The sequence below is a fragment of the Qipengyuania gaetbuli genome, assembly GCF_020171365.1.
GTDB lineage: Bacteria > Pseudomonadota > Alphaproteobacteria > Sphingomonadales > Sphingomonadaceae > Qipengyuania > Qipengyuania gaetbuli_B.
The window spans coordinates 2,523,042-2,538,958 of record NZ_JAIUZO010000002.1 but is presented as its reverse complement, the minus strand read 5'-3'; the positions used below and the strand labels follow the sequence as shown (position 1 = coordinate 2,538,958).

Sequence of the window (15,917 nt, the reverse complement as noted above, 5' to 3'; positions counted from 1 at the left end):
GGTCTAGCCCTCCTCTCTCGCGAGCATTACGTCACCTGCATGAATGGTGCGAATTCGCCCTCCGGGCAAGCGCAGCATCAACGCGCCGTCTTCGGTCAGTCCTGCGAAGGCTCCTTCGATCGCATCCTCGCCCGGAGGATGGACCCGAAGCGGCGTCCCAACAGGATGGGCGGCTGCCATCCAGCGGCGCGTGAGCGGTTCGAGGCCGAAAGTGCGCCAGCGGTCAAGCTCAACCGCGAACTGGTCGGCAAGCGCGCTCGCGAAATGATCCCGGTTAGGAGCGGGTGCGACCATCGCGATCGATGTTGTCCGGCGATCGGGCAAGTCGGGCGCAGCAGCCAGATTGACCCCTATTCCGACGACCACCGCATCACCCTCGCGTTCGAGCAGGATGCCCGCCAGCTTGGCCCCGCCCAGCATCAGGTCGTTCGGCCATTTCAGCGCGAGGTCCGCAGGGTTAGGCACAAACGGGAGTACGGCCTCATAGACCGCTAGCGCGACGCAAAACGCCAGGCTCGCCGCGGGCGGATCCTGCGCAAGGCAGTGAACCACGGTCGACCCCATGAAATTGCCGCCGCCATCGAACCAGCTTCGACCCTGCCTGCCTCGCCCGGCCATCTGCCGGTCGGCCACTAACCAGTGCCCCTCCGCCACGCGTTCGCCATCGCGGAGGCGCGAAATCAGATCGGCATTAGTAGAGCCGGTTTCGGCCAGAACCTCGATCAAGCGAACTGGAACAGTGCCTGCGCTGCTGCGGCAGCAATGTCACCAAGCCAAGGCGTCAGGAAATAGCCCAGGGGCGAAATCACCAGAACGCTCAGGCCGAGCACCACCCAGTGGGAGGTCGGGGCCTTGGCGGGAGCAGCACCCTTCGGTTCATCGAAGAACATCACCTTGATGAACTTGATGTAATAGAAGGCACCGATCACGCTGGCCGCGATACCGATTGCAGCAAGCTGGATCATGTCGGCCTGTACCGCAGCCTGGAAGACCACGAACTTGCCCCAGAAGCCGAACAGCGGCGGAATGCCCGCAAGGCTGAACATCAGCGCCAGCAGGCACCACGCGAGCGCGGGGCTGGTGGTCGATAGGCCCGAGATGTCGTCGAAGGTCGACAGGGCATTGCCTTGCTCGTCCCGTAGCATGAGGAGCGCTACGAAGCTGCCGATCGTCATAAAGACATAGATGGCGAGGTAAACCATGACGCCTGCCACACCTTCCGGCGTAGCTGCTGCAAGGCCGATCAGGATGAATCCGACGTTGTTGATCGACGAGTAGGCAAGCAATCGTTTCAGGTTCTGCTGGCCGATGGCACCAAGTGCGCCGACCACGATCGATGCGAGTGCGGCGAAAATGACGATCTGCTGCCACGCTGCAACTTCGCCACCGAACGGCACGATTGCCATGCGCACGAGCATCGACACGGCAGCGACCTTCGGGGCGCTTGCGAAGAATGCGGTGACCGGAGTCGGGGCGCCTTCGTAAACGTCGGGCGTCCACATGTGGAACGGGACAGCGGCAATCTTGAAGGCGAAACCAGCAAGGACGAACACCACACCGAACAGCGCGCCGGTCGAGAAATTGCCATCGAAGGCAATTCGGATCGCTTCGTAACCCGTCGCTCCGGTAAACCCGTAAACGAGGCTGATGCCGTAGAGGATGATGCCCGAGGCAAGACCGCCGAGGATAAAGTACTTGAGGCCCGCTTCGCTCGAACGGTCGTCGCGGCGCGCAAAGCTTGCGAGCACGTATGACGAAAGGCTCGACATCTCGAGGCCGACGTAGAGCGTCAGCAGGTCGGTTGCCGACACCATCATGCTCATGCCGACTGCGTTGAACAGCAGCAGGACCGGATACTCGCCGCGGTAGTCGCCGCGCTCGCCGAAGTAATGTGGAGCGACAATCAGGCACGCGATGGTGGCTGTAAAGATCAGCACCTTGGCGAAGAGCGAGAAAGCATCGACGCGGAACAGGCCATGGAAGGCCATCGCGCCCACACCGCCGTCGAACAGCGACACTGAGAATGCCAGCGCGCCGACCAGAGCCGCCACAGCCGCGATCGTGATGCCGCGGGCAGCGTCACGGCTGGTCCATGCAGTGACCAGGAGCAGGATGAGGCCGGCAACGGAAAGGCCGATTTCTGCGCCGGTGAGGTAGAGGGAAGTAGCGTAGGACATCAGTGCTCTCCCTCCGATCCGTGCTCGCCCGCAATGAAGTTCGCGTTATGCTCCTTCGGGGTGCCGACCTTCAGTGCGCTGTCATACTGCGGAGTTACGCTGGCGAGCCGCGCTTCGAGCGCTGCGATGTCTTGCCGCATGGGAGCGAGGAAGCTTTCCGGGTAGACACCCATCCACAGCACGGCTGCAGCGATCGGGGCAAGCATAGCCCATTCGCGTGCGTTGAGGTCGGGCATGCGGGCGGCGTCGGCATTGACCTGTTCGCCGAATGCCACGCGGCGGTAGAGATAAAGCATGTAGGCAGCGCCCAGGATGATACCGGTAGTGCAGACCAGCGTTACGAAGGTCGAGACCTTGTAGATGCCGGCAAGCGCGAGGAACTCGCCGACGAAGTTGCTGGTGCCCGGCAGGCCGATTGAGGCCATGGTGAACAGGAGGAAGAACAGCGCATACTTCGGCATGTTGATCGACAGGCCGCCGTAACGCGCGATCTCGCGCGTATGCAGGCGGTCGTAGATCACGCCGACGCACAGGAACAACGCGCCTGAAACCAGGCCGTGGCCGAGCATGACCATCATCGCGCCCTCGATGCCCTGCACGTTGAAGGCGAACAGGCCGACTGTCACGATCGCCATATGGGCGACCGAGGAATAGGCGATGAGCTTTTTCATGTCGGACTGCACCAGCGCGACGAGCGAGGTGTAGATCACCGCGACCATGGACAGGGCGAAGACCAGCCAAGCCAGATCCGCGCTCGCGTCGGGGAACATGGGCAGGCTGAAGCGAATGAAACCGTAACCGCCGAGCTTCAACAGGACGCCGGCAAGGATCACCGAACCGGCGGTAGGTGCCTGGACGTGCGCGTCGGGGAGCCAGGTGTGCACGGGCCACATCGGCATCTTCACGGCGAAGCTGGCGAAGAATGCCAGCCACAGCCAGAACTGCGCGCCGACGGGGAAATCGTACTGCATCAGCGTCGGGATGTCAGTGGTCCCCGCCTCGTTCACCATCCAGAACATCGCGATCAGCATCAGGACCGAGCCGAGCAGCGTGTAGAGGAAGAACTTATACGAGGCGTAGATGCGGTTATCGCCGCCCCAGACGCCGATGATCAGGTACATCGGAATGAGGCCGGCTTCGAAGAAGATGTAGAACAGGAACAGGTCCTGCGCGGCGAAGACGCCGATCATCAGAACTTCCATCAGCAGGAAGGCAGCCATGTATTCGCCGACGCGCTTGGTGATGGAATCCCAGCTGGCGAGGATACAGATCGGCATCAGGAAGACGCTGAGCATGATCAGCATCAGGGCGATGCCGTCGATGCCCAGCGCATAGCTGAACACCGCGAACAACTCTGCCCGTTCGGTGAACTGCCACTGTGCCCCGCCGATATCGTAGTTGATCCAGAGCAGGATGCCGAGCGCCAGGTTGAACAGCGTCGCGAACAGCGCGACCATCCGGGCGCTACCGGCATTCAGGAACAGGCAGGCGATCGCACCGATCAGCGGCACGGCAAGCATGAGCGAGAGGATGGGGAACTCCATCAGAACAGCACCCAGGTGACGGCGGCGACAAGCCCGAGGAGCATCACCAGCGCATAGCTATAGAGATATCCGGTCTGGAACTTCTTCGCTCCGACCGCGCCCTTCTCGACCACCCAGGCCACGCCATTGGGGCCGAAGCGGTCGATCGTGCCGATGTCGCCGAGTTTCCAGAACTGGCGGCCCAGCCAGAAGGCAGGGACCACGAAGAGGTAGTGGTAGAGCTCGTCGAAATACCACTTGTTGTAGAGGAAGCGGTAGATCGGGCCGAGCTGCTCGGCAGCCTTGCCGGGGATCGAGGTGTCCTTGATGTAGGCGAACCAGGCCACCGTAAGGCCGATCAGCATGACGATCAGCGCCGCATACTTCACGGCGTAAGGCACCGCGTGCATCGCGTGGATCAGGGCTTCGTTGTAGAAGATCGAGCCGCCCCAGAATTCCGCGCTATCGAGGAAGGCAGGCGCAAAGACCTGGCCTGCGGCAATCGCACCGATCGACAGGATGCCGAGCGGCACCAGCATGGTCAGCGGGCTTTCATGCGGGTGATAGCCACCCGTGGTGTCCTCGCCCGCCTGCTCCGGCGTCTTGTGGACGGTGTGCTGGATATGCTCGCTCTCGATCCAGCGCGGCTTGCCCCAGAAGGTGAGGAACATCAGGCGCCAGCTGTAGAAGCTGGTCAGCAGCGCGGCGAACACGCCCATCCAGAAGGCGAAGTTGCCGAGTTCGGTGCCGCGCGCGAAGGCGACTTCGATGATCGCGTCCTTCGACCAGAAGCCGGCGAAACCAACGCCGAGATGGTAGATACCGAGGCCGGTAATGGCCAGCGTCCCCATCATCATCGCCCAGAAGGTCAGCGGGATGTGCTTACGCAGGCCGCCGTAATAGCGCATGTCCTGTTCGTGGTGCATCGCGTGAATGACCGAACCTGCACCGAGGAACAGCAGCGCCTTGAAGAAGGCATGCGTGAACAGGTGGAACATGGCCGCGCCATAGGCACCGACGCCGGCAGCAAAGAACATGTAGCCGAGCTGCGAACAGGTCGAATAGGCGATGACCCGCTTGATGTCCCACTGCGTCGTGCCGACGGTCGCGGCAAAGATACAGGTAGCGGCACCGACGAATGTGACCATGCCAAGCGCGATCGGAGCAGTCTCGAACATGGGCGAAAGGCGGCAGACCATGAACACGCCGGCGGTCACCATGGTCGCGGCATGGATCAGCGCCGACACGGGGGTCGGGCCTTCCATCGCGTCCGGAAGCCAGGTGTGCAGGCCGAGCTGTGCCGACTTGCCCATCGCACCGATGAACAGGAGGATGCACAGCACGTCCATCGTGTGAACGCGCATGCCGAGGAAGCCGATGGTCGCCCCGCTCATGCCGGGAGCGGCTTCGAGGATTTCAGGGATCGAGACCGTGCCGAACACCCAGAAAGTGCCGAAGATGCCGAGCATGAAGCCAAGGTCGCCGACGCGGTTGACCACGAATGCCTTGATCGCGGCAGCATTTGCGCTGGGCTTCTTGAACCAGAAGCCGATCAGCAGGTAGCTGGCGAGGCCCACCCCTTCCCAACCGAAGAACATCTGCACGAGGTTGTCGGCGGTCACCAGCATCAGCATGGCGAAGGTGAAGAGCGAAAGGTAGGCGAAGAACCGCGGCTGGTCCGGGTCTTCCTCCATATAGCCCCAGCTATAGAGATGGACGAGCGCGGAGACGGTCGTGATGACCACCAGCATGACTGCAGTCAGCGTATCGACCCGCAGCGCCCAGTCGAAGCTGAGCGCGCCGGACTGGACCCAGGTCAGGACCGGGACCACAGTCGCTTCGGCGTTGCCGGTCCAGAAGCTGATGAAGATCGGCCAGCTCAGCAGGCAGGAAATGAACAGGCCGCCGGTCGTGACGCTCTTGGCGAAAACGCTCGGCGCGCTCTTGTTGACCAGGCCCGCGACGATCGAGGCGAGCAGCGGCAGGAAGACGATGGCGAGAATGGAGGTCTGCACTGGTGCTTATCCCTTCATCCGGTTCGCATCGTCGACCGCAATGGTGCCGCGTGCACGGAAGTAGATCATGAGAATGGCGAGGCCGATGGCCGCTTCGGCAGCGGCAACGGTCAGAACGAACATCGCAAAGACCTGCCCGACCAGATCGCCGAGGAAAGCGCTGAAGGCGACGAGGTTGATGTTCACCGCAAGGAGGATGAGCTCGATCGCCATCAGGATGACGATGATGTTCTTCCGGTTGAGGAAGATGCCGAGCACGCCCAGCACGAACAGGATCGCGCTGACGATGACATAGTGTTCGATGGCGATCACAGTTCGATCCCCTTGCCCACTTCGGGTTGTTTCATGACGGTCGCTTCGTCGGGACGGCGGCGGACCTGCTTGCCGATATCCTGCTGGCCGCGCTTCGACTTGGACGGGCGGTGCGTCAGCACGATTGCGCCGATCATGGCGACCAGAAGCACGATGCCTGCCGCCTCGAACAGGAAGATATAGCGTGTGTAGAGCAACGCGCCGATGGCCGCAGTATTGCTTTCGGCCATCGCCGGTGCGTCTGCGGCAGCAGGCGTGCCAAGCTCGATCGCGCCAACGTTGTAGGCACCGATCCCGAGAACCAGTTCCGCGAGCAACACCAGCGCCACCACGATGCCGAGCGGGAAGTTCTTGATGAACCCTGCGCGCATCGCCGCGACGTCGATGTCCAGCATCATGACGACGAACAGGAACAGCACGGCGACTGCACCGACGTAGACTATGACCAGCAGCATCGCGATGAATTCCGCACCGACGAGAACCATCAGGCCGGCGGCATTGAAGAATGCCAGGATGAGCCACAGGACCGAATGCACCGGATTGCGCGCCGTGATGACCATCACGGCGGAAGCAATCACGATGATCGCGAACATGTAAAAGGCGAAAGTCTGGATCATGATGCCCCGGATTCGGTTGCGGCGCGGTTAGCGATAGGGTGCGTCGGCTTCAAGGTTCGCGGCGATTGCCCGCTCCCACTTGTCACCATTGGCGAGCAGCTTGGCCTTGTCATAGAGCAGCTCCTCGCGGGTTTCGGTTGCGTATTCGAAGTTCGGACCTTCGACGATGGCATCGACCGGACAGGCTTCCTGGCAGAAGCCGCAGTAGATGCACTTCGTCATGTCGATGTCGTAGCGCGTCGTACGGCGGCTGCCGTCTTCGCGCGGTTCGGCCTCGATCGTGATGGCCTGCGCCGGGCAGACCGCCTCGCACAGCTTGCAAGCGATGCAGCGCTCTTCCCCGTTGGGATAGCGACGCAGAGCATGCTCGCCGCGGAAACGCGGGCTCAGCGGGTTCTTCTCGAACGGATAGTTAATCGTCACCTTCGGCTTGAAGAAGTACTTCAGCGTGAGGGCGTGCGCCTTCACGAACTCCCACAGGGTGAACGACTTGATGAGGTGGGCGACGCTCATGCGGCGGCTCCGAAGTGGCCGGTTGCCATGAGGTAACCGGAGATTACGACGACGAACAGCAGGCTGATCGGCAGGAAGACCTTCCAGCCCAAGCGCATCAGCTGATCGTAGCGGTAGCGCGGCACGGTCGCCATGACCCAGCTGAACATGAAGAAGAAGAAGAACGCCTTCAGCAGCAGCCAGACGATGCCGGGGACAGCGTAAAGCGGCTCCCAATCGACCGGCGGCAGCCAACCGCCCCAGAACAGCAGTGCGTTGAGCATGCACATGAGCAGGATGTTGGCATATTCGCCGAGCCAGAAGAGCGCGAAGCTCATCGAGCTGTATTCGGTCTGATAGCCGGCCACCAGCTCGCTCTCCGCCTCGGTAAGGTCGAAGGGAACGCGCTGGGTTTCGGCAAGGCTCGAGATGAAGAACAGCACCCACATCGGGAAGAGCAGCGGATGCACGACATAGGCGTTGATGACGCCCAGGCCGAAGCCTTCCTGCGCGCGCACGATGTCGTTGAGGTTGAACGTGCCAGCAAACAACACGACGCAGACCAGGATGAAGCCGATCGAGACTTCATAGCTGATCATCTGCGCCGAAGCGCGCATGGCCGAGAAGAACGGGTACTTCGAGTTCGAAGCCCAGCCCGCCATGATGATGCCGTAGACCGACAGCGAACTGATCGCGAGGATGTAGAGCAGGCCGACATTTATGTCCGCCAGCACGGCTTCCGCGCTGAACGGGATCACCGCCCAGGCCGCCAGGGCCACCGTGAAGGTGACGATTGGGGCAAGGATGAAGATGCCCTTGTTCGCCGCGCTCGGGATGACGGTTTCCTGCAGGAAGACCTTCAGCCCGTCGGCAAAGCTTTGCAGCAGGCCGAAGGGGCCGACGACGTTCGGACCGCGACGCAGGTTGATTGCCGCCCAGACCTTGCGGTCGACGTAAATGATCATCGCCACGGCCAGCATCAGCGGCAGTGCGATGAGCAGGATGCCGGCAATGGTGGCGACGCCCCATGCCCATTCGTAGCTCATGCCGAGGGATTGGAAGAATTCGGTCATTCCGCTGCCTCCGCCAATTCGCCGCCGTGGAGCAGTTCTGCCGAGCAGCGCTGCATCACCTCGCTCGCGCGCGCGATCGGGTTGGTGAGATAGAAGTCCTTGATCGGATACGCCGACAGGACGCCTTCCGCCTTTGCCTTGGCATCAGCCTTGGGCAGTGCGCCGTAGTCGGCGAGGCCTTCCTCACCCAGCGCCGGAACCGTGGCAATCATGGCCGACTGGAGCTGGTCGAAGCTGTCAAAACCGACCTCGACCTTCAGGGCATCGGCCAGAGCGCGAAGGATCGTCCAGTCCTCGCGCGCATCACCGGGGGCGAAGACGGCCTTTTCGGCAAACTGCACCCGGCCTTCGGTGTTGACGTAGGTCCCGTCCTTCTCGGCATAGCTGGCACCGGGCAGGATGATGTCTGCTGCGTGCGCACCGCGATCGCCGTGATGGCCGATGTAGACCTTGAGGCTGTCGGCGAAGGGCTCGAAGTCCATCTCGTCAGCGCCGAGCGCGAGCAGCACCTTGGGCGATGCCTTGGCGAGATCCGCAATACCGCCCTTCTGCGCGAAACCGAGCATCAGGCCGCCCATGCGGGCTGCGCTGAAGTGCAACACGTTGAAAGCCGCCCCCCATTCGCTGGCAAGCGCCAGAGCCTTGCCATGCGCACCCTTGAGCGCGGCGCCGCCCACGATAACTGCGGGACGCTCGGCCTTGCTGAAGACTTCCGACACTTCCTTGGGCAGGCTGTTCAGCACGCCGAGGTCATTGCCGAGGAATTCTGCCGGATAAGTGGTTTCCCAGTGTGGGCCGACCACGAGGACCTTGGCGCCGCGCTTCACCGCCTTGCGGATGCGCACGTTCACAAGCGGCGCTTCCCAGCGGATGTGGCTGCCGACAATCAGGACGGCATCGGCATTTTCGATACCTGCGAAGGTCGAGTTGAAGTTGACGGCCGCGAGGCTGGAAACATCGTAGTCCATGCCGGTCTGGCGGCCTTCGACCAGCGAGGAACCGCAAGCCGTCAGCAGCGACTTGGCCGCGAACATGGTTTCGCAATCGACCATGTCGCCTGCAACCGCGGCGATGCTCGAAGTGTCGGACTTCAGCTGCTTGGCGATAGCCTTGAAAGCCTCGTCCCAGCTTGCCGGCTGGAGCTTGCCGCGCTTGCGCATGAAGACCTTGTCGAGGCGGCGCTTGCCGAGACCATCGACCTGGTAGCGCGCCTTGTCGGAAATCCACTCCTCGTTCACGTCGTCATTGATGCGCGGAAGCGCGCGCATGACTTCGCGGCCGCGGCTGTCGAGACGGATATTCGCGCCGACAGCGTCCGACACGTCGATGCTGAGGGTCTTCTTCAGCTCCCACGGACGGGCTTCGAAAGCATAGGGGCGCGAGGTCAGTGCACCGACTGGGCAAAGGTCGATCACATTGGCCGACAGCTCGTGCTCGGCTGCCTGCTCGAGATAGGTCGTGATCTGCATGTCCTCGCCGCGATACAGCGCGCCGATTTCGTCCACGCCGGCGATCTCTTCCGAGAAGCGCACGCAGCGGGTGCAGTGGATGCAGCGGGTCATGACCGTCTTGATCAGCGGGCCCATGTACTTCTCGGTGACGGCGCGCTTGTTCTCGTGATAGCGCGAGCCGCCGCGGCCATAGGCCACCGACTGGTCCTGCAGGTCGCATTCGCCGCCTTGGTCGCAGATCGGGCAATCGAGCGGGTGGTTGATGAGCAGGAATTCCATCACGCCTTCGCGCGCGGTCTTCACCATCGGCGTATCGGTGCGAATTTCCTGGCCTTCGGTCGCGGGAAGCGCGCAGCTTGCCTGCGGCTTGGGCGGTCCCGGCTTCACTTCGACCAGGCACATGCGGCAGTTGCCGGCAATCGACAGCCGCTCGTGATAGCAGAAACGCGGGATTTCCTTGCCCGCGAGTTCGCAGGCCTGGAGGACGGTCGCGCCGTCCGGAACCTCGATTTCCTGTCCGTCTACGGTAACCTTGGGCATTATTCGGCTGCCTCGGCAAACTTGGCGTTGTGTTCGTTGATCCGGCGCTCGAGCTCGGGGCGGAAATGGCGGATGAGGCCCTGGATCGGCCATGCGGCCGCGTCACCGAGGGCGCAGATGGTGTGGCCTTCGACCTGCTTCGTAACCTGCTGAAGCATATCGATTTCCTCGATCGCCGCATCGCCGGTGCGCAGGCGTTCCATCATTCGCCACATCCAGCCCGTGCCTTCGCGGCAGGGCGTGCACTGGCCGCAGCTCTCGTGCTTGTAGAAGTAGCTGAGACGGCTGATCGCGCGGACGATGTCGGTCGACTTGTCCATGACGATGACGCCGGCGGTCCCGAGGCCAGAGCCCAGGTCCTTGAGGCCGTCGAAATCCATCGGCGCGTCCCAGATCTGCTCGGCCGGGACCAGCGGGACCGAAGAACCGCCCGGAATCACGGCGAGGAGGTTGTCCTTGCCGCCGATGATGCCGCCGCAGTGCTTCTCGATCAGCTCGCTGAACGGGATGCTGAGCGCTTCCTCGACCACGCAGGGCTTGTTCACATGGCCGCTGATCTGGAAGAGCTTGGTGCCCTTGTTGTTTTCGCGGCCGAAGCTCGCGAACCACGATGCGCCGCGACGCAGGATGGTCGGGACGACGGCGATCGATTCCACGTTGTTGACCGTGGTCGGGCAGCCGTAGAGGCCCGCGCCTGCCGGGAACGGCGGCTTGAGGCGCGGCTGGCCCTTTTTGCCTTCGAGGCTTTCGATCATCGCGGTCTCTTCGCCGCAGATGTAGGCGCCAGCACCGCGATGCAGGAAGACGTCGAAATCATAGCCCGACTTCGATGCGTTCTTGCCGATCAGACCTGCGTCATAGGCCTCGTCGATCGCGGCCTGAAGCGTCTCGGCCTCGCGGATATATTCGCCGCGGATGTAGATGTAGGCCGCCCTCGCCCGCATGGCATAGCCGGCAACCAGTGCGCCTTCGATCAACTTGTGCGGATCGTGGCGGATGATCTCGCGGTCCTTGCACGAACCGGGTTCGGATTCATCGGCATTGATGACGAGGAAGCTGGGACGACCGTCCTTCGATTCCTTCGGCATGAACGACCACTTGAGGCCGGTCGGGAAGCCTGCGCCGCCGCGGCCGCGCAGGCCCGAGGCCTTTACTTCCTCGATGATATTCTCGTGGCCGCGCGCGATCAGCGACTTGGTGTCGTCCCAGTCGCCGCGCTGCTGCGCTGCCTTCAGGCCCCAGTCCTGGAAGCCGTAGAGGTTGGTAAAGATGCGGTCCTTGTCGGCAAGCATCAGGCGAACCCTCCGAATACGAAGATTGCAGCAGCGATCAGGATCGCCGCGAGGACCATCGTCTTGACGATGCCCTTGAAGACTTTCCACGCGATCACGATCAGGACCAGCGCGACGAGGATGTAGACGAGGTTGCTATCCATCGGATTGGTCCTCGTCCTTGCCCTTCTTGAGGAACACAACGCCAAGAACGAAGAATGCAGCGCCGATGCCCATGAAGGCAGGGCCGAGCGTCAGTGCGAAGGTGACGCTCAGGCTCACGCCGATGACCATGAAGGCCATACCCAGAGCGCGGTGATTGGTCGTCTTTTCCATCACCATTCACCCCGGTAGTCGTGGTTTTCCGAGACCATGTCCTTCAGCGTGCTGAGCGCGCCGGCCGGTTCGGAGGTGTGGCGACCGGGTTCCTGCGTGCCGGTCTTGGGCTGCTCGCCCTTGGCCAGCGCATCGAGCACGGCGTCGAGGCGTTCGGGCGTGAGATCCTCGTAATTGTCGTCGTTGATCTGGACCATCGGCGCGGTGGCGCAATTGCCCATGCATTCGACTTCGGTAAGGGTCCACAGGCCGTCTTCCGACACCTCGCCCTTCTTCATGCCGCGCTTCTTGCAGGCCTCGAACAGGCCGTCCGAACCGCGCAGCATGCAGGGCGTCGTACCGCAGACCTGCACGTGGTACCGGCCGACCGGCTTCAGATTGTACATGAAGTAGAAGGTCGCCACCTCGAGCACGCGGATGACCGGCATGTCGAGATAGTCGGCGACATATTCGATCACCGGCAGAGGCAACCAGCCCTGGGTGTTCGTTTCTTCGCCAACCTGGCGCTGAGCCAGGTCGAGCAGCGGCATCACCGCAGAGCGCTGGCGCCCTTCGGGATAGCGCGCAATCGCGCGGTCCGCCTTCTCGCGGTAGGCGTCGGAAAATTCGAAGCCGCCCCAGCGCTCGCGCAGCTCGGGTGTATCGGGTGCGGGGGTACGGTCGGCCATTAGCGGTCACACTCCCCGAACACGACGTCGATGGCGCCGAGGATGGCGGTGGCATCGGGCAGCATGTGGCCTTTGCTCATGAAATCCATTGCTTGCAGGTGGCTGAAGGCCGTCGGGCGGATCTTGCAGCGGTAGGGTTTGTTGGAACCGTCGCTGACGAGGTAGACGCCGAATTCGCCCTTGGGGCTTTCGGTGGCGACATAGACTTCGCCCGCGGGCACGTGGAAGCCCTCGGTGTAGAGCTTGAAGTGGTGGATCAGCGCTTCCATCGACTGCTTCATCTCGGCACGCTTGGGCGGCGAGACCTTGCGGTCGCTGCTTGCGATCGGACCGGTCGGCATGTCGCGCAGGCACTGCTTGATGATCTTCGCGCTCTCGTAGACTTCCTTCACGCGCACGACAAAGCGGTCGTAGCAGTCGGAATTGGTGCCCACGGGAATGTCGAATTCCATCCGGTCGTAAACGTCATAGGGCTGCGACTTGCGCAGGTCCCACGGAATGCCGGCGGCGCGGATCATCGGGCCGGAGAAGCCCCAGGCCAGCGCGTCTTCCTTGCTTACCACGGCGATGTCGACGTTGCGCTGCTTGAAGATGCGGTTGTCGAGCACGAGGCTCATTGCATCGCCGAACAGTTCGGGCAGGCGCGTATCGAGCCATTCGCCGATATCGACGAGCAGCTTCTCGGGCACGTCCTGGTGGACGCCGCCCGGGCGCAGGTAGGCATGGTGCATGCGCGCACCGCTCATCCGCTCGAAGAAGTTCATGCAGTCTTCGCGCAGTTCGAACACCCACAGGTTCGGCGTCATCGCGCCGACGTCCATGACGTGCGCGCCGATGTTGAGCATGTGGTTGCAGATGCGGGTCAGCTCGGCGAACAGCACGCGGATATACTGCGCGCGCTCCGGCACTTCGACGTTGAGCAGCTTCTCGATCGCGAGGACGTAGCTGTATTCCTGTGCCAGCGGCGAGCAGTAATCGAGGCGGTCGAAATACGGCAGCGCCTGCAGGTAGGTCTTGTGCTCGATCAGCTTTTCGGTGCCGCGGTGCAGCAGGCCGACATGCGGGTCGATCCGCTCGATGATCTCGCCATCGAGTTCCATGACCATGCGCAGCACGCCGTGGGCCGCAGGGTGCTGGGGCCCGAAATTGATCGTGTAATTGGTGATGACCTCGTCGCCGGTGGTCGGCGATTCCTCGATCTGGAAGGCACTGCTCATGCGCAAATCCACTTTCCGGAATAGGTGGCCGACTTTCCGTCCGCCCCTGTCACGCTTACGTTTGCCGGGCGCGAGGCTGCATCGCCGGCAGCAGGAGCGACCTGCACCGTGACACCTTCACCCGTGAATGTCGTCCCTGCCCGAATGGCCGAGAGGCCGCCGGGAGGAGCATCGAGAACCGTCAGGCCGCCGCCGACGCGGATGACCGCCTTGCCCGGCAGGGCGCGGTCGTTCGACCCGCTGGCGATGATCATCTCGCGATTGCCTTCCATGAAGGTGCAACCGCCGTCGCGCTGGCCAAGATCGACTCCGCCGATGTCGCGCAGTTGCTGCAGCGCGGTCACATCGGCACCAGCAGGCGGGACAGCCTGCGCTGTGTTGGGCATTTCTGCCGCGGCCTGCGGATTTTCGCGCGCAGCAGTGCTGTCGCTGCCGATCCGACTGGCGAAGTCTTCCGCGCTTTCCTCGCTCGACTGCTGGCCCGAGCATGCAGCCACCAGAAGCACCGCGGCAGTAAGGGCGACGCGCTTCATCACTCGGCGTCCTTCTTCTTTGCTGCGGGCTTGCGCTTGGCAGGCGCCTTCTTCTTGGCAGGCGCTGCTTTTTTGGACGGAGCCTTCTTCTTCGGTTCGGTCGCCTTGGCCGTGCCGGAGGCCTTGCCGGCACGCTTTGCGCGGGCGGGCCGGTCCTCGGTCGGCTTGGGGGACGGAGCATCCTTGCCGCCGTCTTCCTCGGCCGGAGAACGGGCGCTTACCTTGTCGGCAGCCTTCGCATCGGTTTTTGTTCCTGCGCCGGTCTGCTTGGGGCTTTCCGTCGTCTTCGGCTCGTTGACCGGAGGCGTTGCAGCCTTTTCATCGCCGGGCAGCACGTAATCCGCGCCTTCCCAAGGGCTCATGAAATCGAACTGGCGCAGGTCCTGGGCGAGCTTGACCGGCTCGTACACGACGCGCTTCTCGTCTTCGGAGTAACGCAGTTCCACATAACCGGTAAGTGGGAAGTCCTTGCGGAAAGGATGCCCTTCGAAACCGTAGTCAGTAAGGATGCGGCGCAGGTCGGTGTTGCCGTCGAACAGCACGCCGAACATGTCGAATACTTCGCGCTCGAGCCAGCCGGCGTTGGGCCAGACCGTCGTAACTGTCGGGACCGGCGTGCCTTCGGACGCACAGCACTTGACCATGATGCGGCTGTTGCGGGTCACCGACAGCAACATGTAGACCACCTCGAACCGCTCTGCGCGGTCAGGGTAGTCCACCCCGGCGATTTCCATCAGCTGCTGGTATTCATGTTCGTCACGGAGGGTGCGGAGCACGCGCTCGACGCTGTCGCGGCGCACGTGGAACAGCAGTTCGCCGTGCTCCTCGTGCGCTTCCACGAGAGCATCGCCGATCGCTGCCGAAATCTCTTCCTTGAGCCCGTCGATCTGCGTGAAGCGGGGCGCGGAATGAAGGACTGTCATTATTCCGCACCCTCCTTCTTGGTCATCGAGCCGACGACCAATTCGTCGATCTCGAGGCGCTTGATGCGAGCCGACCCGATGTTGAGGCGGCCGAGCACAACGCGTCCGATAGCGACTGCTCCGAGAGCTACCGCACCGGTGGCCATAGCACCCAACGCAAAGGCGCCGAGCTTGCGAGCCGGGCTTTCCGTAAGCGCGCTCATCGTTGGATAGTCCCGACGCGGCGGATCTTCCGCTGCAGCTGCATCACGCCGTAAAGCAGCGCCTCTGCAGTCGGCGGACAGCCGGGGACATAGATATCGACCGGAACGATGCGATCGCAGCCACGCACGACGCTGTAGCTGTAGTGATAGTAGCCGCCGCCATTGGCGCAGCTGCCCATCGAGATGACGTATTTCGGTTCCGACATCTGGTCATAGACCTTGCGCAGAGCCGGAGCCATCTTGTTGCACAGCGTGCCGGCGACGATCATCACGTCGCTCTGGCGCGGAGAGGCGCGCGGCGCGACGCCGAAACGCTCCATGTCGTAGCGCGGCATGTTCACGTGGATCATTTCCACAGCGCAGCAGGCGAGACCGAACGTCATCCACCACAGCGAACCGGTACGAGCCCACTGGAACAGGTCTTCGGTCGAGGTGACGAGGAAACCCTTGTCGTTCACCTCGGTCTGGAGGGCGTTGAAATAATCCTGGTCGGGCTGGCGGATGTCGCCGGGCTGTGCCGTCGGCTGGACAAGCGCGTCGCGCCCGAGCGGGCTGGAGGTCATCTG

At 62.6% G+C, this 15,917-nt stretch carries 18 protein-coding genes; all 18 read right to left on the bottom strand.

Features of this window, described 5'->3' with window-relative positions:
* Positions 1-3: 3 nt before the first annotated feature.
* The 18 genes from LCL94_RS13045 to LCL94_RS12960 are packed head-to-tail and all read right to left on the bottom strand — an operon-like array spanning position 4 to position 15,914.
* The gene (locus LCL94_RS13045; RefSeq protein WP_224832571.1) at positions 4-726 is read right to left on the bottom strand and encodes a biotin--[acetyl-CoA-carboxylase] ligase; all 723 of its coding nucleotides are present in this window, start codon (positions 724-726) and stop codon (positions 4-6) included.
* Positions 723-2,177, bottom strand: coding sequence for an NADH-quinone oxidoreductase subunit NuoN (gene nuoN / locus LCL94_RS13040; protein ID WP_224832570.1), 1,455 nt, complete (start codon positions 2,175-2,177; stop codon positions 723-725). The genes LCL94_RS13045 and nuoN overlap by 4 nt, the downstream gene beginning before the upstream one ends.
* The gene (locus LCL94_RS13035; RefSeq protein WP_224832569.1) at positions 2,177-3,721 is read right to left on the bottom strand and encodes an NADH-quinone oxidoreductase subunit M; all 1,545 of its coding nucleotides are present in this window, start codon (positions 3,719-3,721) and stop codon (positions 2,177-2,179) included. The genes nuoN and LCL94_RS13035 overlap by 1 nt, the downstream gene beginning before the upstream one ends.
* Positions 3,721-5,715 carry an NADH-quinone oxidoreductase subunit L gene (nuoL, locus tag LCL94_RS13030; RefSeq protein WP_224832568.1) on the bottom strand — a complete coding sequence of 665 codons (1,995 nt, stop codon included), beginning with the start codon at positions 5,713-5,715 and terminating at the stop codon, positions 3,721-3,723. The genes LCL94_RS13035 and nuoL overlap by 1 nt, the downstream gene beginning before the upstream one ends.
* A 6-nt stretch (positions 5,716-5,721) precedes the next feature.
* A complete protein-coding gene (nuoK, locus tag LCL94_RS13025; protein ID WP_160607038.1) occupies positions 5,722-6,027 on the bottom strand; it encodes an NADH-quinone oxidoreductase subunit NuoK in 306 nt (101 codons plus the stop codon).
* A complete protein-coding gene (locus tag LCL94_RS13020; RefSeq protein ID WP_224832567.1) occupies positions 6,024-6,644 on the bottom strand; it encodes an NADH-quinone oxidoreductase subunit J in 621 nt (206 codons plus the stop codon). The genes nuoK and LCL94_RS13020 overlap by 4 nt, the downstream gene beginning before the upstream one ends.
* 27 nt (positions 6,645-6,671) lie before the next feature.
* Complete coding sequence (gene nuoI, locus LCL94_RS13015) at positions 6,672-7,157, bottom strand: NADH-quinone oxidoreductase subunit NuoI (protein WP_160607036.1); 486 nt, start codon at positions 7,155-7,157, stop codon at positions 6,672-6,674.
* Positions 7,154-8,209, bottom strand: coding sequence for an NADH-quinone oxidoreductase subunit NuoH (nuoH, locus tag LCL94_RS13010; RefSeq protein WP_224832566.1), 1,056 nt, complete (start codon positions 8,207-8,209; stop codon positions 7,154-7,156). Before nuoH ends, nuoI begins: the two co-directional genes overlap by 4 nt.
* Positions 8,206-10,200, bottom strand: a complete 1,995-nt coding sequence (nuoG, locus tag LCL94_RS13005; RefSeq protein ID WP_224832565.1) for an NADH-quinone oxidoreductase subunit NuoG — start codon at positions 10,198-10,200, stop codon at positions 8,206-8,208. Before nuoG ends, nuoH begins: the two co-directional genes overlap by 4 nt.
* Complete coding sequence (gene nuoF / locus LCL94_RS13000) at positions 10,200-11,492, bottom strand: NADH-quinone oxidoreductase subunit NuoF (protein WP_224832564.1); 1,293 nt, start codon at positions 11,490-11,492, stop codon at positions 10,200-10,202. The genes nuoG and nuoF overlap by 1 nt, the downstream gene beginning before the upstream one ends.
* The gene (locus LCL94_RS12995) at positions 11,492-11,635 is read right to left on the bottom strand and encodes a hypothetical protein (RefSeq protein ID WP_224832563.1); all 144 of its coding nucleotides are present in this window, start codon (positions 11,633-11,635) and stop codon (positions 11,492-11,494) included. Before LCL94_RS12995 ends, nuoF begins: the two co-directional genes overlap by 1 nt.
* Positions 11,628-11,807: a hypothetical protein gene (locus LCL94_RS12990; protein WP_224832562.1), complete on the bottom strand. Its 180-nt coding sequence runs from the start codon at positions 11,805-11,807 to the stop codon at positions 11,628-11,630. The genes LCL94_RS12995 and LCL94_RS12990 overlap by 8 nt, the downstream gene beginning before the upstream one ends.
* A complete protein-coding gene (locus LCL94_RS12985; protein ID WP_224832561.1) occupies positions 11,807-12,475 on the bottom strand; it encodes a complex I 24 kDa subunit family protein in 669 nt (222 codons plus the stop codon). The genes LCL94_RS12990 and LCL94_RS12985 overlap by 1 nt, the downstream gene beginning before the upstream one ends.
* On the bottom strand, positions 12,475-13,692 hold the full coding sequence (locus tag LCL94_RS12980; RefSeq protein ID WP_224832560.1) for an NADH-quinone oxidoreductase subunit D: 1,218 nt from the start codon (positions 13,690-13,692) through the stop codon (positions 12,475-12,477). Before LCL94_RS12980 ends, LCL94_RS12985 begins: the two co-directional genes overlap by 1 nt.
* Complete coding sequence (locus LCL94_RS12975; protein ID WP_224832559.1) at positions 13,689-14,225, bottom strand: hypothetical protein; 537 nt, start codon at positions 14,223-14,225, stop codon at positions 13,689-13,691. Before LCL94_RS12975 ends, LCL94_RS12980 begins: the two co-directional genes overlap by 4 nt.
* Entirely contained in the window at positions 14,225-15,148 is a 924-nt protein-coding gene (locus LCL94_RS12970; RefSeq protein WP_224832558.1) for an NADH-quinone oxidoreductase subunit C, read from the bottom strand. Before LCL94_RS12970 ends, LCL94_RS12975 begins: the two co-directional genes overlap by 1 nt.
* Positions 15,148-15,351 (bottom strand): hypothetical protein, encoded by a 204-nt coding sequence (locus tag LCL94_RS12965; RefSeq protein WP_224832557.1) that lies wholly within the window; start codon positions 15,349-15,351, stop codon positions 15,148-15,150. Before LCL94_RS12965 ends, LCL94_RS12970 begins: the two co-directional genes overlap by 1 nt.
* On the bottom strand, positions 15,348-15,914 hold the full coding sequence (locus LCL94_RS12960; protein WP_199800490.1) for a NuoB/complex I 20 kDa subunit family protein: 567 nt from the start codon (positions 15,912-15,914) through the stop codon (positions 15,348-15,350). Before LCL94_RS12960 ends, LCL94_RS12965 begins: the two co-directional genes overlap by 4 nt.
* Positions 15,915-15,917 lie beyond the last annotated feature (3 nt).